This is a genomic window from Pseudofulvibacter geojedonensis (assembly GCF_042675745.1).
GTDB classification, from domain to species: Bacteria; Bacteroidota; Bacteroidia; order Flavobacteriales; family Flavobacteriaceae; genus Pseudofulvibacter; species Pseudofulvibacter geojedonensis.
This window is the reverse complement of the sequence record NZ_JBHTJM010000009.1, coordinates 108,806-132,887: the sequence shown is the minus strand read 5'-3', so window position 1 is coordinate 132,887 and position 24,082 is coordinate 108,806. Positions and strand designations below refer to the sequence as shown.

General features: G+C 32.5%; 17 protein-coding genes and 1 tRNA gene. 14 read left to right on the top strand and 4 right to left on the bottom strand.

What is annotated here, in order from left to right; translation table 11 throughout:
* Positions 1-20: 20 nt before the first annotated feature.
* Entirely contained in the window at positions 21-1,562 is a 1,542-nt protein-coding gene (locus ACFQ1O_RS10085) for a glycine--tRNA ligase (RefSeq protein WP_377715898.1), read from the top strand.
* A 79-nt stretch (positions 1,563-1,641) separates the two neighbouring features.
* On the opposite strand, the gene ACFQ1O_RS10080 is transcribed toward ACFQ1O_RS10085, so the two are convergent.
* Positions 1,642-2,697: an endonuclease/exonuclease/phosphatase family protein gene (locus tag ACFQ1O_RS10080; RefSeq protein WP_377715897.1), complete on the bottom strand. Its 1,056-nt coding sequence runs from the start codon at positions 2,695-2,697 to the stop codon at positions 1,642-1,644.
* 183 nt (positions 2,698-2,880) lie between these two features.
* Between ACFQ1O_RS10080 and ACFQ1O_RS10075 the strand changes: the two genes are divergently transcribed.
* Together ACFQ1O_RS10075 and ACFQ1O_RS10070 are read left to right on the top strand one after the other, a co-directional pair.
* Positions 2,881-5,625: a carboxypeptidase-like regulatory domain-containing protein gene (locus ACFQ1O_RS10075; protein WP_377715896.1), complete on the top strand. Its 2,745-nt coding sequence runs from the start codon at positions 2,881-2,883 to the stop codon at positions 5,623-5,625.
* 60 nt (positions 5,626-5,685) lie between these two features.
* Positions 5,686-6,987 (top strand): DUF5689 domain-containing protein, encoded by a 1,302-nt coding sequence (locus ACFQ1O_RS10070; protein ID WP_377715895.1) that lies wholly within the window; start codon positions 5,686-5,688, stop codon positions 6,985-6,987.
* Positions 6,988-7,102: 115 nt separating this feature from the next.
* Here the strand turns inward: ACFQ1O_RS10070 and ACFQ1O_RS10065 are convergent.
* Positions 7,103-7,178, bottom strand: a tRNA-Phe gene (locus ACFQ1O_RS10065).
* Positions 7,179-7,277: 99 nt separating this feature from the next.
* Between ACFQ1O_RS10065 and ACFQ1O_RS10060 the strand changes: the two genes are divergently transcribed.
* From ACFQ1O_RS10060 to ACFQ1O_RS10030, 7 genes are all read left to right on the top strand, one after another.
* Complete coding sequence (locus tag ACFQ1O_RS10060; RefSeq protein WP_377715894.1) at positions 7,278-8,006, top strand: type III pantothenate kinase; 729 nt, start codon at positions 7,278-7,280, stop codon at positions 8,004-8,006.
* Complete coding sequence (locus tag ACFQ1O_RS10055; RefSeq protein WP_377715893.1) at positions 8,007-9,299, top strand: outer membrane protein transport protein; 1,293 nt, start codon at positions 8,007-8,009, stop codon at positions 9,297-9,299. It abuts the gene before it with no gap.
* A 21-nt stretch (positions 9,300-9,320) separates the two neighbouring features.
* Positions 9,321-10,697 (top strand): tetratricopeptide repeat protein, encoded by a 1,377-nt coding sequence (locus ACFQ1O_RS10050; RefSeq protein ID WP_377715892.1) that lies wholly within the window; start codon positions 9,321-9,323, stop codon positions 10,695-10,697.
* Positions 10,697-11,254, top strand: a complete 558-nt coding sequence (gene lptC / locus ACFQ1O_RS10045) for an LPS export ABC transporter periplasmic protein LptC (RefSeq protein ID WP_377715891.1) — start codon at positions 10,697-10,699, stop codon at positions 11,252-11,254. Before ACFQ1O_RS10050 ends, lptC begins: the two co-directional genes overlap by 1 nt.
* A gap of 81 nt (positions 11,255-11,335) precedes the next feature.
* Positions 11,336-11,545 carry a hypothetical protein gene (locus tag ACFQ1O_RS10040; RefSeq protein ID WP_377715890.1) on the top strand — a complete coding sequence of 70 codons (210 nt, stop codon included), beginning with the start codon at positions 11,336-11,338 and terminating at the stop codon, positions 11,543-11,545.
* Positions 11,546-11,617: 72 nt separating this feature from the next.
* Positions 11,618-12,904, top strand: coding sequence for a hemolysin family protein (locus ACFQ1O_RS10035; RefSeq protein ID WP_377715889.1), 1,287 nt, complete (start codon positions 11,618-11,620; stop codon positions 12,902-12,904).
* A gap of 154 nt (positions 12,905-13,058) precedes the next feature.
* Positions 13,059-15,098 (top strand): peptidylprolyl isomerase, encoded by a 2,040-nt coding sequence (locus ACFQ1O_RS10030; protein ID WP_377715888.1) that lies wholly within the window; start codon positions 13,059-13,061, stop codon positions 15,096-15,098.
* Positions 15,099-15,153: 55 nt separating this feature from the next.
* On the opposite strand, the gene ACFQ1O_RS10025 is transcribed toward ACFQ1O_RS10030, so the two are convergent.
* Together ACFQ1O_RS10025 and ACFQ1O_RS10020 are read right to left on the bottom strand one after the other, a co-directional pair.
* Complete coding sequence (locus ACFQ1O_RS10025) at positions 15,154-16,080, bottom strand: GYDIA family GHMP kinase (RefSeq protein ID WP_377715887.1); 927 nt, start codon at positions 16,078-16,080, stop codon at positions 15,154-15,156.
* Between the two features lie 6 nt (positions 16,081-16,086).
* Positions 16,087-17,409, bottom strand: coding sequence for a hydroxymethylglutaryl-CoA reductase, degradative (locus ACFQ1O_RS10020; RefSeq protein ID WP_377715886.1), 1,323 nt, complete (start codon positions 17,407-17,409; stop codon positions 16,087-16,089).
* 204 nt (positions 17,410-17,613) lie between these two features.
* Between ACFQ1O_RS10020 and ACFQ1O_RS10015 the strand changes: the two genes are divergently transcribed.
* The 4 genes from ACFQ1O_RS10015 (at position 17,614) to ACFQ1O_RS10000 (ending at position 24,076) form a co-directional block, all read left to right on the top strand.
* A complete protein-coding gene (locus tag ACFQ1O_RS10015) occupies positions 17,614-19,782 on the top strand; it encodes a S9 family peptidase (RefSeq protein WP_377715885.1) in 2,169 nt (722 codons plus the stop codon).
* A 1-nt stretch (position 19,783) separates the two neighbouring features.
* A complete protein-coding gene (locus ACFQ1O_RS10010) occupies positions 19,784-21,352 on the top strand; it encodes a peptide MFS transporter (RefSeq protein WP_377715884.1) in 1,569 nt (522 codons plus the stop codon).
* Positions 21,353-21,430: 78 nt separating this feature from the next.
* Complete coding sequence (locus tag ACFQ1O_RS10005) at positions 21,431-23,548, top strand: peptide MFS transporter (protein WP_377715883.1); 2,118 nt, start codon at positions 21,431-21,433, stop codon at positions 23,546-23,548.
* A gap of 60 nt (positions 23,549-23,608) precedes the next feature.
* Complete coding sequence (locus ACFQ1O_RS10000) at positions 23,609-24,076, top strand: thioredoxin family protein (protein ID WP_377715882.1); 468 nt, start codon at positions 23,609-23,611, stop codon at positions 24,074-24,076.
* Positions 24,077-24,082: the final 6 nt, after the last annotated feature.

Sequence of the window (24,082 nt, the reverse complement as noted above, 5' to 3'; positions counted from 1 at the left end):
AGGTTTTATATTTTTGCAGAATGGCAAAGCAAGAAGATCATTTTAAAAAGGTTATAGCTCACGCAAAGGAGTATGGATATATATTTCAATCAAGTGAGATTTACGACGGTTTAAGTGCCGTTTACGATTATGCTCAAAATGGAGCAGAATTAAAAAAGAATATTCGTGAATATTGGTGGAAATCAATGGTGCAATTGCATGGAAATATAGTTGGGATTGATGCAGCTATTTTTATGCATCCAACAACTTGGAAGGCTTCAGGCCATGTAGATGCTTTTAATGATCCATTAATAGATAACAAAGATTCTAAGAAGAGATATAGAGCAGATGTTTTAGTTGAAGACCATGCAGAGAAGTTAGAAACAAAAGCTCAAAAAGAAATTAAGAAAGCTGCTAAACGTTTTGGAGATGATTTTGATCAAAAACAGTTCGAAGAAACGAATCCAAAAGTTTTAAAATATAGAGCAGAAAAACAAGCTATTCTAGATAAACTAGGGCTGTTGTTAAGTGAAGAAAGATTAGCTGAGGTAAAAGAGTTTATTGAAGAGTTAGGAATTGCTTGTCCTATTTCTGGATCTAAGAATTGGACAGATGTTCGTCAGTTCAATTTAATGTTTGGTACTAAGCTAGGAGCTTCTGCAGACTCGGCAATGGATTTATACTTGCGTCCAGAAACTGCTCAAGGTATTTTTGTGAACTTTTCTAATGTTCAGAAAACAGGTAGAATGAAAATTCCTTTTGGTATAGCTCAAACCGGTAAGGCTTTTAGAAACGAGATTGTTGCAAGACAATTTATTTTTAGAATGCGAGAGTTTGAACAAATGGAGATGCAATTTTTTGTAAAGCCAGGAACTCAAATGGAATGGTATGATAAGTGGAAAGAAACACGTTTAAACTGGCATTTGTCTTTAGGGTTTGGAGAGGAAAACTATCGTTTTCACGATCATGAAAAGCTAGCGCATTACGCAGATGCTGCAGCTGATATTGAGTTTAACTTCTCGTTTGGTTTTAAAGAATTAGAAGGAATTCACTCTAGAACAGATTTCGATTTAAAAGCTCATGAAGAACATTCAGGTAAAAAGCTTCAGTACTTCGATCATGAAGAAAATGAAAGCTATGTACCATATGTAGTAGAAACATCTATTGGTTTAGATAGAATGTTTTTAGCAGTATTCTCTAAGGCATTACAAGAAGAAGAATTAGAAAATAATACAACCAGAACCGTGTTGCGTTTACCGGCAGTTTTAGCGCCAGTTAAAGCAGCAATTTTTCCATTAGTTAAAAAAGATGGTTTGCCAGAAATGGCTAGAAAAATTGTAGAAGATTTAAAGTGGGATTTTAATGTAATTTATGATGAAAAAGATGCAGTGGGTAGAAGGTATAGACGTCAAGATGCTGCAGGAACACCATTTTGTATTACAGTAGATCACGATTCTTTAGAAGATAATACAGTAACTATTCGTCATAGAGATACAATGGAACAAAAACGTGTTAAAATAGAAGAGTTAAAAGCTATTATTGATAACGAGGTAAATATGAGAAACTGGTTGACTAAAATGTAGCCTAACATTTATCTAAACAATATTTATAAAAAAATGCCGCTATTATAGCGGCATTTTTTTATTGTGATTTTATATTTTTTTACTGAACCTCTTTAATTAAATAAGTATAAACCGGAAAGTGATCTCCATAACCGCCTGTCCAAGTAGCTCCAACAAAACTTCTAAAAGGATAACCTTTATAACGACCTTTTTTATTGGTCATATAAGCAGGGTTGTATATTCCAGTTTTGTAAATTTTAAAAGAAGAATAATCCTTATCTAAGAAAGGTTTGGTGAACATAATTTGGTCAAAAATATTTAAGGCATCTCTATAAGCTAAAGTTCCCATTCCTTTTTTAGCCATTCCCATCATTGGGTTGTAAATTCCTTTTAAACCAACCTCTTCTTTCTTTTGTTTTGCCTTTAAAACTTTTTTTACACTTGCGTTAAAAGGATCATCATTTAAATCTCCCATAATCACAATTTTAGCATATGGATCTATCGTTTGTAAGGAGTCAACAATTTTTTTAGTCAACTGAGCAGCTTTCACTCTTTTAGGTCTACTTCTTGCTTCACCCCCTCTTCTAGACGGCCAGTGGTTAACAATAAAGTGCATCATTTCACCTTCTAATTTACCACTTACTAACAATTGGTCTCTGGTAAAAATACGTTCCTTATTGTCATTATATAGTAGTAATTCATGCTTGCTATAGTTTATAGGCTTAAATAAATTAGTTTGATATAAAAAACCTACATCAATACTTCTTGCGTCTGGAGAATCAAAATGTATGATATCGTATTTTTTATCTTTTAATTGTTTATCATTAATTAAATCTTCTAACACTGCTTTGTTTTCAACTTCGCAAACACCAATTACTGCAGGAGTGTTAGGGTTTAGTTTTTCATCAACACCAATTTCAGAAATAACACGTGCCATATTGTGTATTTTTTTCCAATACACTTTGCCACGTTCTTTTTCGCTCATTTCCATAATAGGACTTTTTTCGTCCAATTTATTAGGGTCATTAATGGTGTCGAATAAGTTTTCTAAGTTGTAAAATGCAACTGTGTTGATTTTGTAACGCTTTTTTTGTGAAAAACCACTAACACAAATTAAAGCTACTAAAAAAGTAAGTAAAAGTTTTTTTGTATTCATAATTGTAATTTAAGGCTATACCTATAAAATCGCTAGGTTTTATAGTAAAGCTGTATTAAATAATTGTAAAATCCACTCCAAATTCTGCGCCAAAAGTAGTTATTTATTATAAATAATGTAGTTTTGCAGACTGGAAATAATAATTTCTTAACTTAAAACTATTTATTAATCAGTTATTTACTTATGAAAAAAACAGTTTTGACATTATTATTCGGACTGTTCAGTATTGTATTTATGCACGCACAACAAACAGTGGTAAAAGGTGTGATCATAGATTCAGAAACTACTGAGCCAGTATCCGATGTGTCAGTGTCTATTCAAGGCACAACCTTGACGAAAAAAACAGATGATCAAGGTCAATTTAATTTCTCCGAAGGATTACCTTTAGGAGATCAAATGCTTATTGTAAGCAAGAACGGGTTTTTCCCAAAAAGATTCGCAATAATTATTGAAGAAGGCAAAGTCTTAGACATGGCTACAGTAGTTATTAAAGAAGATGCAGGTGAAATTAATGATTTCACAATTTCTTTATCAGATGATGAGCTTAATGATGATGATGCTGTAGCATCTAATACATCTGGAGTACTTCAAGCGTCTAGGGATGTGTTTGCTAGGGCAGCAGCTTTTGATTTTAGTGGGACATTTTTTAGGGTTCGAGGATTAGATTCTGAGAACGGACAAATGATGTTAAATGGAATCAGAATGAACAAAGCATTTAATGGTAGGCCTCAATGGAGTAATTGGGGAGGTATTAACGATGTAATGCGTAATCAAGATTTTACTAATGGTTCTAAAGCAAATGAATATAGCTTTGGAGGTATTTTAGGAACTACCAACATTAACACAAGAGCTTCATCTTATCGAAAAGGAGCACGTGTTTCTTATGCTTCATCTAACAGAAGTTATAGAAATAGAGTAATGGCTACTTATGCTTCTGGAGTTAGAGAAGATGGATGGTCTTTTGCTTTATCTGCAGGTAGAAGATGGGGAGAAGAAGGGTACATGGACGGTACAGTTTATGATGCTAATTCTGTTTTTGCTTCTGTTGAAAAGAAGATTAATGATAAGCATAGTATTAACTTTACCTCAATATATACACCAAATAGAAGAGGTAAGTCAGCCCCAATGACTCAAGAAGTTTTCGAGTTAAAAGGAAGACAGTATAACTCTTATTGGGGATATCAAGATGGGGAAATTAGAAACTCTAGAATTAGAGAAATCGAAGAGCCTATATTGATGTTAAATCACTATTGGAATATAAGTGATAAGACTACTCTAAACACCAATATAGCTCATCAATTTGGTCATATTGGTAATAGTCGTTTAGACTTTAATGGGGCAAATCCAGATCCAACTTATTATAGAAACTTACCTAGTTATGCGTTGGCTTTTGACCAATCAACTACCTCTTTAGCTAATGCTTATTTGTTAGAGCAAGAGTTTTTAAGTGATGGGCAAATAGATTGGAATCAGATGTATGCTGATAATGCAAGTGCAAATTCACAAAATTTTTCTGATGTATATTTATTATATGAAGATAGAAATGATGACAAGCAATGGTCCTTCAATACTATATTGAATACTGAATTGGCTGAAAATATTTCTTTAAACGCATCTTTAAACTACTCAACTTTAAAATCTCATAATTATGCCAAGGCATTAGATTTATTAGGAGGTACAGGGTATTTAGATATTGATTATTTTGATAACTTCGATAATAATACGCAGACACCTTCAAGAGTTATCCAAGAAGGAGATACATTTAGATATAATTATAACATAATGTCTAGTACCTATGATGCTTTTGCTCAGGCACAATTTAAGTATAGTAAAATAGATTTTTATGTTGGAGGTCAGTTCGGTCAGACCTCTCATCAAAGAGAAGGGCTTTATGAAAACGGTGCTTTTGTAGGAAACTCTTTAGGTAAAGGTGATAAGTTGGAGTTTGATAAGTTTGGAGGAAAAGCAGGGTTTACGTATAAGATTTCTGGAAAACATTTAATTGATGTAAATGGTGTGTATTCACAAGATGCGCCTACTATCAGAAATTCTTTTTCTAACTCTAGGCAAAATAACGATATTGTAAATAATTTATCAGAAGTAAAAACCACGTCTTTTGATGCAAGTTATATATTTAGGTCTTCAATGTTAAAAACTCGTTTAACAGGATATTATTCTACAATAGAAGACGCTACTGAAGTTGCTTTTTACTATGCTGATGGGTTGTCAATTCAAAATTTCTCTGATGCACAGGCTTTTGTTCAGGAAGCTTTAACAGGGGTAGATAAAAGAAATATGGGGGTTGAGTTTGGAGCAGAAGCACAAGTAACCCCAACTATTAAGTTAAAAGGTGCTTTGGCTGTTGGGCAATCAATCTATAATAATAATCCTAACCTTTATTTAAGTTCAGATGATTTTAACGGTACACAAGATTTAGGGAAAGCATATTTAAAAGACTATAATATAGCTGGTGGGCCTCAAAGAGCTGGAAGCATTGGTTTTGAGTATAGAGACCCTAAATATTGGTGGTTTGGAGCTACGGCTAACTTTTTCTCACATGCATATTTAGACGTTGCTGCTATTACAAGAACCGCTAATTTTGGTTTAGATCAAGATGGAATCCAAATTTCTGATTATGATGAAAACATAGCGAGAGAGTTATTGCAACAAGAACAGTTTGATGATTACATGTTAGTGAATTTAGTTGGAGGTAAATCATGGAAGATAAATGACAAGTATATAGGGTTCTTTGCTAGTATCAATAATGTTTTTGGAGAGACATATAAAACAGGTGGTTACGAACAGAGTAGAAGTGCAAATTATACTAATTTACTTGAAGATACTCAGCGTTCTAAACGTTTATTCGGTCCAAAATATTGGTTTGGTAGAGGAACAACTTACTTCATGAATCTATATCTTAGATTTTAACAAATAACAACGCAACCGATACAGTTTTTTTGTATCTTATAATAGACAAAATAAATTAAAATGAAAACAATAAAATATTTAAAAATAATAACCGCTTTAATTGCAGCTATAGCTTTTACAGCTTGCGTGCAAGACGATGATTTTAATACACCAGTTATTACTGAGGTTGATCCTGGTTTAACCGCAAACACTACGTTTGCAATTGTATCACAAATGTATACAGGGTCTATAGTGACTTTTCCTGAAGATTCAGATTTAATTTTAGAGGGTTACGTGGTGTCTTCAGATCAATCAGGTAATATCTATAAGAATGTGTATGTTCAAGATGCACCAGAAAATCCAACTTTAGGATTTAGAATTGATATTGACATGACGGATACTTACTTAAAGTATGATTTAGGTAGAAAAGTTTATATTAAACTAGCTGGTTTAGCTTTGTCTGATTCTAATGGAGTGATGGCAATTGGTAAAGCGAGTGGTGTTGATTTAGAAAGAATTCCCGAGTTAGAAGCTCCAAATAGCATTATTCGTTCTACAGAAGTGGCTACTATTGTGCCTAAGTTAACAACTATTGCTGATGTGCAAGCTGGTTTAGTTTCTAACAGTGTTTTAATTCAGTTAGACGATGTTCAGGTACCTGTTTCAGAAGTAGGGAATGCATATGCTAACCCAGATAATACTTTTTCTGTTAATAGAAATATAATCAGTTGTGCAGATAACTCAACAATTATATTGAGAAATAGTGGTTTTGCCGATTTTAAAAATCAGTTAATGCCTCAGTTAAAAGGATCATTAGTTGCAGTACTTGCTCAGTATAATTCAGACAAGCAATTATTTATTAGAGATGTTGAAGATTTTAATTTTTCAGAGAATAGATGTGATCCGTTGTTTTTTGAAGACTTTGCAAATTTAGATGCTTGGGAAAACATCAGTGTTATTGGTTCTCAAAACTGGTATATAGATACTTTTAATGCTTCTGATCCTGTAGCTCGTATGTCTGGATTTAGCGGTGGTCCTCAAGATAACGAAGATTGGTTAATATCTCCAGCAATAGATTTGTCTAGTGCAACTACGCCAATATTGTCTTTTGAAAACCTTAAGCGTTATAGTGGTTTAGATTTAGAGGTTTATTATTCTGTAGATTACGATGAAATGGGAGATCCAAGTACAGCTACATGGACGGCTTTAAATCCAACTTTAGATACTAATACTGGAAGTTGGTCGTCTTGGACTCAATCAGGAGATTTAGACTTGTCTGCTGCTGTTGGAGGTAATGTATATGTGGCATTTAAATATGTTTCAACTACATCTGGTGGGGCTGCTACATGGCAAGTTGATGCTGTTCAAATTGTAGAGCAATAATATATTTTAAACTAATATAAGAAAGAGATAAACTTCTGTTTATCTCTTTTTTTTATGTTTCATTGTAGAAAGTAAAGATCAAAAAAAAGCCTTAAACAATTGTTTAAGGCTTTTCTGGTGGTGCCTCCAGGAATCGAACCAGGGACACAAGGATTTTCAGTCCTTTGCTCTACCAACTGAGCTAAGGCACCAGTGCTATTGCGGGTGCAAATATAAGACTGTTTTTTACTTAAGCAAAACATTTTTTTCTTTTTTTTCTTCCGTATCTTTAGCTTTTTAAAAAAATACAGATGCATTTAATTATAGATGTTGGTAATACAAGAGCTAAACTAGCTGTTTATGAAAACAATAGCTTAAAAAAGAGATGGGTTGTAGAGAAGAAGAATCTTTTGAATAAAAGTTTAAAAATTCTTAAAAATGATCCAGATATAAGTCATGCTATTATATCTTCAGTAGCTCATTTAGATGAAAAGGGATTAAATGAGATAGATAAAAAAGCCAAATTATTAGTGTTAAATAAGGATGTAGCAATACCTTTTAAGAATTTATATGCCACTCCTAAAACTTTAGGAGTAGATAGAATTGCACTAATTGCAGCAGCAGCTCATCAGTATCCAGGTAAAAACATATTAGTTGTAGACGCTGGAACTTGCGTTACTTTTGATTTTTTAAATAGTAATAACGAATACCTAGGAGGGGCAATTTCACCAGGTTTAACAATTCGTTATGAGGCATTACACAAATTAACTGCTAAATTGCCGCTTTTAAAACCAGAACAGATAGAAGATTTTATTGGAGATTCTACAGCTACAAGTATGCATTCAGGAGTTGTAAATGGTTTGGTACAAGAAATAGATGGCGTTATAACTCAATATAAAAACCGATATAAAGAATTAACGGTAATTTTAACAGGTGGCGACACGAATTTCTTGGCTAAAAGTTTAAAAAGTAGCATATTTGCCAATTCGAATTTTTTACTGGAAGGTTTGAACGTAATTTTAGAAATCAATAAAGATTAAATGATTAAAAATCTTGTAATAGTTTTTGCAACTATGTTTTCATTACAAATGGTTGCACAACAAGGAACTTCTTCGCCTTATTCATTTTATGGATTAGGAGAATTGAAGTTTAGAGGTACAGTAGAAAATAGAGCCATGGGTGGTATAAGTGTATTTTCAGATAGTATACATTTAAATCTACAAAACCCGGCTGGTTTAGGTAAATTAAGATTGACTACTTTTTCTGTAGGAGGGAATCAAAATTTTAATATGCTAAAAACAAATACAGAAGAAGCAAATAGTGCTTCTACTAGTTTAGATTACCTAGCAGTTGGTTTGCCAATGAAAAACATGGCCGTTAGTTTTGGGTTAATGCCGTATAGTTCTGTTGGGTATAAAACAGGGTTTACCAATCCGTTTACAGCAGAAGCAGGATCTAAGCGTTTTGAAGGTTCGGGTGGAGTAAGTAAAGTGTTTTTAGCTGCAGGATATAATATTACTAAAAGTTTATCTGTAGGAGCAGATATCAATTATAATTTTGGTAAGATAGAGCAAGAAGCATTTGAAATTATAGAAGCAGATATAGATCCTTATGACGCAAGAGAGTATAATAAGTCTCGTCTATCTGGTTTGTCTTTAAAATTTGGAATGGCATATCAAAAGATGTTAAATGATAAGTTGCAATTAATGACTGGTGTAACCTATAGTCCAGAAATGTCATTAAAATCTGAAAACCAACAATTGTTGTCTTCGGTTACTTGGAGTCCTTCAACAGGGTTGCCATCTTACAGAGATACAGAAGTAGTTGATTTGGGTAATGATGCAGAAACAACATACAAATTACCTTCTATATTTAGTGCAGGAGTAGCTATTAGTCAACCCAAAAAATGGATGCTAGGGATAGATATTGCACAAATTGGTTCTAATGATTTTCCAGCAACTAGATTTAGAGTTCCTGTAACTATAAGTAGTAATGTAAATGCTAGTTATACAAATGGTTCAAAATATGCCATAGGAGGGTTTTACATACCAAAATACAATTCTTTAACAAGCTACTGGAAAAGAGTTGTGTATAGAGCAGGAGCACGTTTTGAAAAAACTGGTTTAGTTGTTAAAGGAAAAGATATCGAAGAGTTTGGCATGTCTTTTGGTGTAGGATTACCAGTTGGTAAAATGTTCTCTAATGCCAACCTGATGATAGAATATGGTAGTAGAGGAACTAAAGACAAAGATATAGTAAGAGAAAATTTTATAAATGTTGGAGTGAGTTTGTCGTTTAACGATAAATGGTTCCAAAGAAGAAAAATAGATTAACAAGCCTTAAAACTGAAATTTATGAAGACCAAAATTAACTTATTTTTAGCGTTGTTTTGTTTAGCGTTTGCAGTAAGCGCTCAACAGAACGAAGAGTGTATGGAAAAACTTTCTATATTTACAGAAGCTGCTAAAGTGAAAAATTATGATGCGGCAATGGAGCCATGGATGTTTGTTAGAAAAACATGTCCGAAGCTAAATAACGCTATATATGTATACGGAGAAAAAATCTTAAAAAACAAGATTAAAAAGTCTACTGGTGCAGACAAAACTGCAGCAATAAAAGACCTAATGTCTTTGTATAAGGAAAGTATGGCTAACATGCCTAAAAAATTCCCTGTGGGGAAAACAAAAGCTAAAATGGGACAATTAATGTTCGATGAAGGTTTTGGTACACCAATAGAACAATTTAATGTTTTTGATGAAGCATATGAAAAAGATGCGAAAACATTTCAGAATCCAAAATCATTATACACTTATTTTAAGCTAGCTGTTGGATTATATGATAATAAAACGAAAGACTTTCAGTATTTAATTGATATGTATACTAAGGTTACTGATAAGGTTGAAGATGAAAGAAAAAACTTTTCTAGTAAGAAAGATGCTTTATTAGTAAAAGAAGAAGCGGGTACTATTACTAAAAAAGAAACTAGAAAGTTAAATAGTTATTCGTCTTTTGTAAGTGCTTACGATCAAATATCAGGAGGTATTGATAAAGAGATTGGTACTAGAGCTGAATGTGATAACTTGGTTCCTTTGTTTGAGAAGAATTATGAAGCTAACAAAACCAATTCAACTTGGTTGCGTAATGCGGCAAGCAGATTAGCAGGGAAAGATTGTTCTGATGCTCCAATATTTGCTAAGTTAGTTGCTTCTTTTCATGAGTTAGAGCCATCTGCTAAATCAGCATTATATTTAGGTATCTTAAATCAGAAGAAAGGTAAAACAGCAGATGCTGATAAGTACTATAATGAAGCTGCAGATTTATCTACAGATAACTACGACAAAGCTAAAATATACTACAGCAGGTTAGCAGTTATGTATAGTAAAAAAGGAGCTAAAGGAAAAGCAAGAGCTTATGCTAACAAAGCATTGGCAAAGAGTCCATCTATGGGAAGAGCTTATACTTTAATTGCAAAGATGTACGCAAGCTCGGCTAACAGTTGTGGTTCTACAACTTTTGAGAAAAGAGCAGTATATTGGTTGGCTGCTAATACAGCTGATAAAGCTGGTAGAGTAGATGCCTCGTTAAAGTCATATGCTTCTAAATTAGCAGCAAATTACAGAGCAAAAGCACCTAGCAAGCAAGATATATTTACCAATAGTAAGTACAAGCCAGGAGATAAAGTAACTTTTGGTTGCTGGATAGGTAGTTCGGTTACTGTTCCTAGTTTATAATGAATAGCTATACAAATATATTTATAAGGACTGTTACGATATTGATCGTGGCAGTCTTTTTTTATGCTTGTCAAGATAATTATGATGATATTAAGCGAATGCAACGAGCTACGTTAGCACCTGCTGGAATTGCAGAAAATATCAATTTAAAGCATACCGATTCGGGTAAGTTGCGAGCTCATTTAATAAGTGCCAAAATGTTAGATTTTAGCAATAAGGAGTTTGCGTATAATTCTTTTCCAGAAGGATTGGTGGTATATTTGTATGAGAATGGAAATAAAACTACTGTAAAAGCCGACCAAGCGGTTGTGTATAATAAAACACAATTAATAGATTTAAGAGGTAATGTTCAGGTGTTTACTCATGATGGTAAAAAGTTACTGGCAGATCAGTTGTATTACGACCAAAAAACCGAGTGGCTGTTTACCAATCAACCCTACAAGTATGAGGCAGAAGATGGAGGGTATAACATAGGCAAAGGAGGGTTTGATGCTAATGCAGATTTTACTGTTTTTAGCTCGTTTGATAATGACGGAGAGCAATACATCAAAAAATAACCAATTAATAATTTTAGAGAATATCATTAAAAAGTAAAATAGAATAGAAGTTTGTTCTTTTTGCTAAATAAAATAAATTGAATGAATAAATTGGGAAACATATTTCAGGTATTATATATTATTTTTGCAGCCATATTTTTATATCAAGTTGTGAATTTATGGGGCTCAGATAGGCAAATGGCGCTGATATTTTTATTTGCAGCTGCTATGGCTATATTTAAGTTTTTCTTTAATAGAAAATATCGCAAGCGTTTTGATGAGTATTATAAAAACAAGAATAAAAACAAATAATTTAAATGTTTAAATATTTCATAAAGGCCTTGTAAGTTGTATTCTTACAAGGTTTTTGTATTTTTACCTAATATGCTGATAGAGTTACTTATTATTATTTCTATGTTGTTGCTATCTGGTTTTTTTTCAGGTATGGAAATGGCGTATGTTTCGTCTAATAAAATACACATAGAGTTAGAAAAGAAAAAAGAGGGGTTTTTAGCTAAGGTTTTGGCTAAGATAACTGAAAAGCCGTCTAAGTTTATTGCCACTATGTTAGTGGGAAATAACATAGCTCTTGTAATCTATGGTTTGTTTATGGGAGATTTGATAATGAACTGGTTATTAAATCTACAGTTTTCTAGCGAACTTTTGCAATACTTCGTAATGAATTTTAGTTTGTTAATTCAAACAGTTATATCTACAATAGTTATATTAATTACTGCAGAGTTCTTGCCAAAGGTGTTTTTTCAAATTTATGCCAATTCTCTGCTTAAGTTTTTTGCATTACCAGCATATTTGTTTTACCTGTTGTTTCACTTTGTCTCATTGTTTGTAATGTGGATATCAGATTTTGTTTTAAAGACATTTTTTAAAACAGATGGAGATCAAGTACAACTGTCTTTCTCTAAAGTAGAATTAGGAAATTATATTTCTGAACAGATGGAGAGTGTAGCAGAAACAGATGAGGTGGACGCAGAAATTCAGCTTTTTCAAAACGCCCTTGAGTTTGCCGAAGTAAAGTCTCGAGAAGTAATGGTGCCCAGAACAGAAATTGTTGCGGTAGAACTGCATGAGAGTATTAAGAATGTAAAACAGTTGTTTGTAGAAACTGGGTATTCTAAGGTTTTGGTGTATAAAGATACTATAGATGATATTATTGGCTATGTGCATTCGTTTGATATGTTTAAAAAACCTCGAACGGTAAAATCAATATTGTTGCCAGTAGAGTTTGTTCCTGAAACCATGTTGGTGAGTGATGTGTTAGATGTGTTAATTAAAAGAAGAAAAAGCATTTCTATTGTATTAGATGAATATGGAGGTACATCTGGTATGATGACAGTAGAAGATATTGTAGAAGAGTTGTTTGGAGAAATAGAAGATGAACATGATACAATCGATTTGGTAGAAGAAAAACATGAAAACGACACCTATACTTTCTCGGCTAGGCAAGAAGTAGATTACGTTAATGAAACATATAAGTTAGATTTGCCAAAGGCAGAACAGTACGAAACCCTTGGGGGATTAATTGTGTTTTATACAGAGGAAATCCCTTCTCAAGACGAAGAAGTTTATGTGGGAGTCTATAAGTTTACAATCTTAGAAGTATCTAATACAAAAATAGACTTAATTAAATTGCAAAAAGTAATAGAAGACTAGTGGTTTAAGGAGGTTTTGTATTGAAAAAACACATTTGCTTTTTAAACTACTTGTCGCTTAAGTTTCTGTGCTATTAATATTTCGTTATTTCCCTTTTATTTTCGCTTAGAAAATGGTATTTTCGCTCACTAAATTTTTTAAAATAACTTGAAGAATGGCAATCTTAGGAAGAATTAGAGAGAAGTCTTTTTTATTAATTATACTTATCGCATTAGGTCTTGTTTTGTTTTTAATAGACCCAGGTAAGATTATGGATTTTGTTAATAATGGCGGCGGAAAGCAGTTTGTTGCTAAGGTTGGCGATGAAGTGGTTTATGTAGAAGATTTTGATAGGCAAGTAAAAGCTCAAGGAGGTTCTCAAAACCAAATGCAAGCTGTTAATAGAGTTTATGATCAACAGATTGAAAATATCCTTAAAAAAGCTGAATTCGACAAATTAGGTATTCGTGTTGAAAAAGATCAAATGTGGGACTTAATCAAAAGTCAATTTACTTACAACCCAGAATTTAAAGCAGAAGATGGTACTTTAGATGAAGGAAAAATAAAAGAGTTGATAGAACAGAGAGTTGCAGAAAACCCTGCAGCTTGGAAAGCAACAGAAGAGAATATTGCTATATCTGGTCAGACTCAATTATATACTGCAATGTTAAAAGCTGCTTCTTTACCAACAGAAAAGGCTGGAGAGTTGGCTTATAAAATGGAGAATGATTTAATTGATATGAAATATGTGTACTTGCCATACACTTCTATTGCAGATAGTACAATTACCATTTCTAAAGACAAAATTCAGTCGTATATCAATGCTCACAAAGATGAGTTTAAGCAAGAAGCAAACAGATCAATTCAGTTTGTTTATTTTGAAGAGAAACCTTCTAAAGAAGATGAAGATGCTGCTAAAGCCAAGATGTTGAAGAATATGGAGGCCTTAAAAGCAGCTACAGGAGAGAAAATGATTGCTTTGGTTGAAGAAAATTCTGAAACTAAGTACGATAGCATATATAAGTTAGTAAGTGCTTTAGATCAGCCAATTCAAACAGAAGTAGATTCTATGCAAATAGGAGATGTTTTTGGACCATATGTAATGGGAGATTTTACTAAGGTGGCTAAATTAACTGGAGTTAAGATGGATCCTTCTGTAAAAGCTAGTCATATTTTAATTGCTTATGAAGGAGCTACAAGAGCAAACCCAGAAGTAAAAAGAACTAAAGAAGAAGCTAAAGCTGAAGCGAATAGATTATTAGCTGAAGTTAAAGGGTCTGATAAAGAATTTGCAGAATTTGCTAAAGAGAACTCAGACGGGCCGTCTAAAACTAAAGGAGGAGATTTAGGGTGGTTTAATGAAGGACAAATGGTAAAAGAATTTAACGATTATGTTTTCAACAACGATAAAGGTTCTATTGGTTTAGTAGAAACAGATTTTGGTTTTCATATCATTAAAGTTGTAGATACTAAAGAAGAGAAAAAGTATCAATTAGCAACTATTGCAACTAAAGTTGAAGCTTCGCAAAAAACTTTAGAAAATTTATATAACGATGCCACTGCTTTTGAAGTAGCGGTTGGTTCAGGTGACTTTACTAAAGTTGCTGAAGATAAAAAATACCAGTTACGTCCAGTTAATAAAGTGGTTGAGTTAGCTGATAATTTGCCAGGCTTACAAGGTTCTCAGAGACAAATTGTAAAATGGATGTTTGATGAAGATACTAAAGTTGGAGATGTTAGACGTTTTGATGTTAAAGGTAGTTTTGTGGTAGTTCAATTAACAGAAAAGCAAGCTGAAGGATTAATGAGTACAGATGAAGCATCTGCAACAGTATTGCCAATTTTACGTAAAGAGGTGAAAGCTAAGCAGCTTAAAGACAAAATAACATCTACTGTTTTAGAAGATATTGCTAAAAATAATAATACGAATGTTAAAACGGCGAATGCATTAAGTTTATCTAATCCTACAATTCCAGGGGCAGGTAGAGAGCCATTAGTTGTTGGAACTGCTTTTGCTTTAGAATCTGGTCAAACTTCTGGTTTAATAGAAGGTGAAAAAGGTATTTATAAAGTAGAGGTTACTAAGCGTACAGAAGCACCTAAGCTAGATTCATATAAAATGTACGCTAAAATTACTCCAGCAAATGTTTCTGGCGTAATGAAAGCTTTAAAGAAAAAAGTAGAGATTGAAGATAATAGATCTAGATATTACTAAAATGTATTATTGTTATAACTTAAAAAAACCTCTTGATGAAATTCAAGAGGTTTTTTTATAATATTATGTCTTTGTAATTGAATATGGTGGAGTATCCTTTTTGCCTAAAATAATTTAGATCTTCGTTTTTAGTAGTACTTACTAAAACAAAATCTCCTCCCCAAGCTCCTAAGCTTTTTATAATGCCATTATTGTAATCATTAAATAAGAGTTCTTTACAGGTTCTTTGCTGTAGCAATAGACTCATTATAAGCTCATGATTGTTAAGTAACTCATTAAATTCTTGAATGGAAGAAGAGCTAATTACTTTTTCAGTAATCTCATTTATTTGTTGAGATGCTTTGATTTTTTCTTCAGTACTTAAAGTTCTGTAATGAGATATAGCTTCCTTGCTGTTTTGTTTTTGATTAAGATATATAAAATACAGTTTGTCTTTGAAATTAGGGTTAAAACTAACACTATTTACACTAGGTTTTTTAGTGTTTGACAATTGGTAAGTAATTGCCGAATTAGCATTTGCACAAGCTACGTCATAACCACTCCCTCCAAAAGCCTTCCAAAGCAGCTGGTATGGGTTTACTTTTGCCCATTTAGCTATATTGGTTATTAAAGTAGATGAGCTTCCTAATCCAAACTGTCTGTTAAAAGTTAATCTAGTAGTTACTAAAAAGCCTTGCTTAGTATTTAAAAAATGGGAGTTTAATTCTTTAGCGGTTTGTAATATTTTCAATAAAGTGTTAGAAATGTCATTTCGAGGCTTCATAAAACCAGAAGAAATTTCACTAAATTGAATCACATCCTCAAACCAAACATTTCTACTTTCATTGTAGCTTCTCCAAATAATTTTAGGGTTATCTATTTTGGTAACACTAAGATATTGCCCTTTTTGAGTGGGTAAAGCCAATGAATTAACTCCGTCTAGAACAACATATTCTCCAGTAAGTAAAAATTTTCCGTGACTGTAATATACTTTAGTGTTCAAAATGAATTAATTTATGTTTTTTAATTCATTATACTTATTAACTACGTCACTATGACTAACTGTTTTGTTTTCAAAGTGCTTTGCAATTGTTGCCTTTTCTTGTGTAGAAGCGCCTAGCTGGTTTAAAATATTCATTAAGTGCATTTTCATATGTCCTTTTTGAATACCAGTAGTTGTTAATGATCGTAAGGCTCCAAAATTTTGAGCTAAACCAGCAACAGCAACTATTTGCATTAGTTCTTTAGCGTTAGGTTTTTCTAGCATCTCTAATGCTAATTTAACTAAAGGGTGTAAGTTGGTTAGCCCTCCAACTGTACCTAAAGCTAATGGAATTTCTATCCAAAACTTAAAAATACCATTTTCAACAGAGGCATGTGTTAAACTAGAATATTGTCCGTTTCGTGCAGCATAGGCATGAACTCCTGCTTCTACAGCTCTAAAGTCGTTTCCTGTAGCTAGAATAACAGCGTCTATTCCATTCATAATTCCCTTATTATGCGTAACAGCTCTGTAGGGTTCTATTTCAGCTATTTCAACCGCTTTCACAAACTTATCAGCAAAGATTTCTGGAGATATTCCTTTGTCTTCATTTAATTGTTCAACCGGACAAGAAACTTCTGCTCTAACCAAACATTCCGGAACATAGTTAGATAAAATACTCATTACAATGGTAATATCTTTTTCTTCTTCGGAGAATTCAAGATAATTAAGAGCTTCTGATTTAAAGGTTTTTGCAAATTGCTCTAAGCAAGAATTGATAAAATTTGCTCCCATTGCATCTAAGGTTTCAAAGGAGCAATGAAGTTGATAATAATTATCAAGCTTATCGGTTTTATCTTTCAATTCTATATCTAAAATGCCACCACCTCTTTTTTCCATATTTTGAGTGATAGATTTAGAATCAGAAAACAGTTTTGATTTTATTGAATCAAAGTAATTTTTTAATTTGATTTTGTCACCTTCATACATAAAATGAACATGGCCAACTTTAACGGTGTTAATCACTTTGGCTTTAAAACCACCTCTGTCAAACCAAAATTTTGCAGCTTTACTAGCAGCAGCAACTACAGAGCTTTCTTCAATAGCCATAGGTATTGTGTGTAACTTTCCATTAATTAAAAAGTTGGGTGCTACACCTAATGGTAAGTAATAGTTGGTAATTGTGTTTTCAATAAACTCATCGTGAAGCTGTTGAAGCTTACTGTCGTCATTCCAATAATTTTCAATTAATTTTTTGGCATTAGGATTGTTTTTAAAAAATGTATCAACAATCCAATTTACTTTATCTTCCTTAGAAAGTTTTGAAAATCCTTTTATTGGTTTGGTCATAATATTTAACTAAAAATAGGCTGTAAAGATAGTTAAATGAAGTTGAACTCGAAATTAGAAGACGATTAAGAATAAGAACTTAAAATGCCTATGTAATATTAATTTTTAGCTCTAAACTTTTCAACTTCTTTAACTTTTAAACTCAGCTAGTTTTAGTATATTGTCGACTTTAAAATTTTATAAGACATTAAAGTCTTCATTAACATGAAAAAATCCAATACAATTTTAGCTGTTTTATGTTTGTTTATAACATGGTCTTCAACAGCTCAGGATAAGCAATTTACATTAGAAGAAATTTGGGGAGGAGCCTTTAGAACTAACTATATGGATGCACTCCATTCTATGAAAGACGGAGAACATTACAGTGTTTTAAATTACGACAGAGTTACGCAGAGTACATCTGTAGACAAGTATAGTTATACAACTTTGTCTAAGGTTTCAACAATAGTAGATTCTAAAGACATAGACAATATTCCGTTTTTTAGGTCTTATACTTTTAGTAATGATGAAACTAAGTTGTTGCTTATTACAGAATCTGTACCTGTTTATCGTCATTCACAATTAGGAACCTATTATGTATACGATACAAAAACAAAAAAAGCCACTTTGGTTTCTAATCAAAAAATACAAGAGCCTACTTTTTCTAACGACGGAAGCAAAGTAGCCTATGTATATAACAATAACATTTTTTACAAAAATTTAGAAACAGGCAAAGAAGTTCAAGTAACTTTTGATGGTAAGAAAAATGAAACTATTAATGGAGTTACAGATTGGGTTTATGAAGAAGAATTTGCTTTTGTAAGAGCTTTCGAATGGAATAAATCAGGAACTAAAATTGCGTACTTGCGTTTTGACGAGAGAGAAGTTCCAGAGTTTTCTATGGATGTGTATGGAAATCAATTGTACCAAACACAACAAGTTTTTAAATATCCCAAAGCAGGAGAAGAAAATTCAATAGTTACTTTACATATGTATGATGTTGATAAAGCAAAAAGTACTCATGTTTCTGTAAACAACTATGAATACATTCCTAGAATAAAATGGACAAATGATGCTAATATATTGAGTGTTCAGAAAACGAATAGACATCAGAATAAATTAGAATTGTTGTTTGTAAATGCTACAGATTTTTCTATCAAAACTGTTTTAACAGATACAGACGAGGCTTATGTAGACGTAACAGATAATTTAACTTTCTTAAACGATAATAGTTTTATCTGGACAAGCGAAAAAGATGGGTATAATCATATTTATCACTACAGTAAAACAGGAAAATTATTGAATCAAGTTACTAAAGGAAATTGGGAAGTAACTAATTATTACGGATTCAACGAAAAGAAAGGAATGATTTATTATCAGTCTGTAGAGAACGGATCTATAAATAGAGACGTGTATGCTGTTAATATTAATGGGAAAGGTAAAAAGCGTTTGTCTTCTAAAACAGGAACTAACAACGCTACTTTTAGTGCAAGTTTTGCATATTATATCAATACTTTTTCAAATAGTACTACTCCATACGAGTTTACTTTAAACTCAGCGAAAACGGGGAAAGTAATTAAGGAAATTAAAAATAATCAGGCCTTAGCTGATAAATTAAAGGAATATGATTATGCTTCAAAAGAATTTTCTACCATAAAAATAAATGGGAATGATTTAAACATGTGGACAATTAAGCCTAAGAGTTTCGATGCATCTAAAAAATACCCAGTGTTAATGTATCAATATTCAGGGCCAGGTAGTCAACAAGTAGCAAATCGATGGAATTCTTCTAACGATTATTGGTACTACATGTTAGCAGAGCAAGGTTATATTGTTGTTTGTATTGATGGAAGAGGAACAGGCTATAAAGGAAGAGACTTTAAAAAAGTAACCCAGAAAGAATTAGGGAAGTACGAAGTAGAAGATCAAATTTCTGCAGCTAAAGAATTAGCGAAAAGAAATTATGTAGATGCAGATAGAATAGGTATCTGGGGTTGGAGTTATGGTGGATTCATGTCTTCTAATTGTTTATTAAAAGGGAACGATGTTTTTAAAATGGCAATTGCAGTAGCACCAGTTACTTCATGGCGTTTTTACGATACTATTTATACAGAGCGTTACATGACAACTCCACAGGAAAACGCAAGTGGATATGATGATAATTCTCCAATTAATCATGTAGATAAGTTAAAAGGGAGCTATTTATTAGTTCATGGTATGGCAGACGATAATGTACACGTGCAAAATGCTATGCGTATGGCAGAAGCCTTAATACAAGCTAATAAGCAATTTGATTATATGGTGTATCCAGATAAGAACCATGGTATTTATGGAGGTAATACACGTTTACATCTATATACTATGATGACTAACTTTATAAAAAATAACTTATAATATGGATTTTTCATTAGGATTGATAATTTTCGGATGGATCTTTTGTTTAATATGGATACCATTCGTTATAAAAACGAATAGTAAAATACATCCTAGAGCACTTTTCGTTTGTTTTTTCGCAGAAATGTGGGAGCGTTTTTCGTATTATGGAATGAGAGCTCTACTTACACTTTACATGGTGAAGATTGTTTTTCAACAAATTTCAAGTGGTGAAGCAGATGTAAAATCTCTTGCGATTTATGGAACTTATACTGCGTCTATTTATCTCGGACCTATTATTGGGGGTATGATGGCTGATAAGTTCTTAGGTTTTAGAAAGTCAATTTTACTAGGAGGTGTATTAATAAGTTTAGGACATATAGTGTTAGCTGCTCAAGGTTTGATTGATGAGACTAATGAGTTTTTCTTTTTTATAGCATTATCTTTTATTGTTGTAGGTACGGGTTATTTTAAACCAAATATATCAAGTTTCTTAGGAAAGTTTTATGAACAAGATGACCCAAGAAAGGATCCAGCGTATAATATTTTCTATATGGGTATCAATGTTGGAGCTTTTTTATCGGCATTAACTTGTGGTTATTTAGGAGAGTCAATTGGATGGCACTGGGGATTCGGACTAGCAGGAATAGGGATGTTTGTAGGGTTGTTTGTATTTTGGAGAAACCTAAAACATTTTGGAGATAAAGGATTAGTTCCAGATGAGAAATATGACACTACAAGTTTTTTTGCAGGTTTAAGTCTTAATAAGCTGATTATTCTTTTAAGTTTTGTTATAGTCCCTCTTTGGGCTATATTATTTAGTTACGACGATGTTTTTAAATTTGGACTTACAGGAATTACTATTGCTGTGTTAGGATACTTAATTTATTTAAGTACTAAATATGAAAATGGTTCTCGATTATTGGTAGTTCTTATATTATTTATTTTTCATGCCATGTTTTGGGCATTATTTGAACAAGCTGGAGGAACACTTACTTTAATTACTGATAGATTTGTAGATAGAACAATAGGTGGTTCAGAAATTCCAGCATCACAGTTTCAAGCATTAAATGCACTTTTTATTATTGTTTTTGCGCCGGTTTTTGCTTGGTTGTGGATGAAGTTGAATAAGCTTAAAGCAGAGCCTAGTACACCTTTAAAGTTTGTTTACTCTCTAGTATTGTTAGCTATAGGGTTTTTAATTATTGTATTTGGAGCTAAATCAGCTATTGCTTCAGGAGAAAAAATAGTAGTGTGGGCAATAATTTTCATGTATTTATTCCATACTTTAGGTGAGTTGTGCTTATCTCCAGTAGGGTTGTCAATGATTACGAAACTTTCACCTCCTCATATAGTAGGTTTTACGATGGGAGCTTGGTTCTTATCATATTCAGTGGGTAATAAAATGGCCACTGAGATTGGAAAATTAATTAGTGTAGGTGAATTAGAAGCAAACGCTTCAATGGCAGAGCAAATAAGTCCTTATGTTGATGTTTACCTTCAATGGGGAGTATATGTAGTATTAGGTTGTGCAGCTGTATTGTTATGCTTAGTTCCATTACTGAAAAAATTAATGAAAGGAATAAATTAAAATATAAATAATTAAAACCTCATTAGTGCAATAGTGCTAATGGGTTTTTTAATAAACTCCAATTAATATAATTTAATAATGAATACAGATATTCAAAATCTATTTAAAGACAAAGTGCTAGGGCATCCAGCAGGTTTGTTTGTTTTGTTTTTTACAGAAATGTGGGAGCGTTTCTCTTTCTACGGAATGAGAGTTTTATTGGTTAACTTTTTAACAATGGCTTTAGTGGGCTACAATCCTGGATGGGAGTGGAGTGTAGAGAATGCTGGAGCACTTTTTGGTACCTATGCCATGTTATTATATATAACTCCGATTATCGGGGGTATTATAGCTGATAAAATTACAGGCTATCGCTGGGCAGTTATTGTTGGTTCGTTAATCATGACTTTGGGGCATGTTTCTATGGCTTTTGAAACACAAGCATCTCTTTATATAGGTTTAGCATTATTAGTTATTGGTACTGGATTTTTTAAGCCAACAATGACGTCTATTATATCTGAAATGTATAAAGAGAACCCTGAGAAAAAGGATGGTGCTTATACTATTTATTATATGGGTGTAAATGCTGGAGCTTTCTTTGGTATGATGTTATGTGGTTACCTAGCCGAGAAGATTGGTTGGGCATGGGGATTCGGTCTTGCAGGTGTGTTCATGTTATTAGGAACTATCCAGTTCTGGTTAGCTGGTAGCTTATTTGGTTCTATTGGAGCAAAACCAACTAAAGTTCATGAAGTTGAGTTACCACAAAATATAAATGAAGAGCATTCTGAAGCTAGAGTAAGTGATAGTGATGATGAAAAGCCAAATCCATTAACAACTTTAGATAAAATATTAATAGCGATTTCTTCTATTATAGGTTTAGGATATGCATTTAATGATCCGCTTTCTAAAATAGGTGGTATAGATATGTTCTCTGCTTTAGCAACAGAATCTATGGAAGGTCAGTATGTTGCAGTATTATTTGCATTAGCAATATTCTTGTATTTAATAATTAGTAGAATAAGTAGATATACTAAAATAGTAAGAGACAGAATGATTGCTTTTATCATTTTCGCATTCTTTACCGTATTCTTTTGGTTGTCTTTTGAACAAGGAGCATCATCATTAGTAATATTTGCTAGAGATAATGTAGATAGACTTTTAAGTGGTAACTCAGCAATTGCTTTTAATGTAATTAATACCTTATTAACGGTTATTCCGTTGTTAATTATTACATATGTGTTGTATATATTATGGAAGAAGACGTATAGTAAAATACCAATGTCTAACGTAACATTAGTAGTTTGTTTTGCTTTAATGTGGGGTATTGTAGGTTGGATGTTAAATAGAGATTTTAATACTGTAGCTTATGATGTAACTTATCAAGCTATTGAAAGTCCTGTTTTAAACGAAGATGGTAGTCAGAAGAAAGATGAAAAAGGTATTTTACAATTTAGTTATAAACCTATTTCTGAAGCTATGACAGTAGCTTCTACAGATAAAGTTGTTAATAAAGTTACTTCTGTAGCAGAACCAGCTGAGTTTAAAGTAGGAGATAAAGTTCAAATAATAACAAAAGATAATGAAGGTTCTGCATTTGGTTATTTAGATGCTGAACGTTTAGTTTATGCTAGAGACAATGCTAAAAACTTAGGAAGAGATAATGGTGTAATTAATGCTACAGTATCTAAGGTAAAAGAGAACGAAGTAGAGATAACGGTTTCTTGGTTTAGTATACTAAACTCATTCTTTATTATTGCTTTTGCATCGTTCTTTTCTAAATGGTGGGAATCTAAATACAATCCATCTGCAGCTAGTAAATATGCTTTAGGTTTAATTATTATGGCTGTTGGTTTTGGGTTGTTGGCATTTGGTTCTTACGGAATTCAAGAAGGAGTTAAGGTAAGTATGCTTTGGCTAATATTAGCTTATCTATTCCATACTTTAGGGGAGTTATGCTTATCGCCAGTTGGTCTTTCTTATGTATCTAAATTAGTTCCAGCTAGAATGATAGCTTTAATGTTTGGTATGTGGTATTTAGCCATTGCTATAGGTAATAAATTAGCAGCTGTAGTTGGTGGTCAGATAGAGAATATTACTAAAGAGTATAGTTTGTCTACATTCTTCTTAATATTTACGATCGTTCCATTTGTTGCGGGTATTTTGGTATGGGCGTTAAACCCAGTGTTAAAGAAATTAATGCATGGGGTACGATAAAATTCGTATCTTGTAATGGTGGCAAGCTTTTTGCGACTGTTTTTTAAAATAAATTAGATAATGAAGAAAGTATTGATTTTATGTTTGCTTTTTATTGGACTAACATCTGTAGCCCAAGAAGCAAAATGGTACGATAATTTTGATGAAGCTGCTAAAGTTTCTAAACAGACGAATAAGCCAATTCTAGCCAATTTTACTGGTAGTGATTGGTGTGGTTGGTGTATCCGTTTAGATAAAGAAGTTTTTAGTAAAAAAGAGTTTCAAAAGTGGGCTAATGAAAATGTAGTACTGTTAACAGTAGATTTTCCTAGAAGGAAAAAATTAGATCCAGAAACTGCTGCATTGAATAAGTCTTTAGAGCAAGCCTTTGGAATTAGAGGTTTTCCTACCATTTGGTTATTTGGAATTACTGATTTAGCAAATCCTAAAAAAGATATTATACCTTATGGTAAAACAGGATATGTAAGAGGTGGTGCTACTAAGTGGATAGAGAGCATATCTCCATTCTTGCCAAAGAATCAATCTTAAAGTATA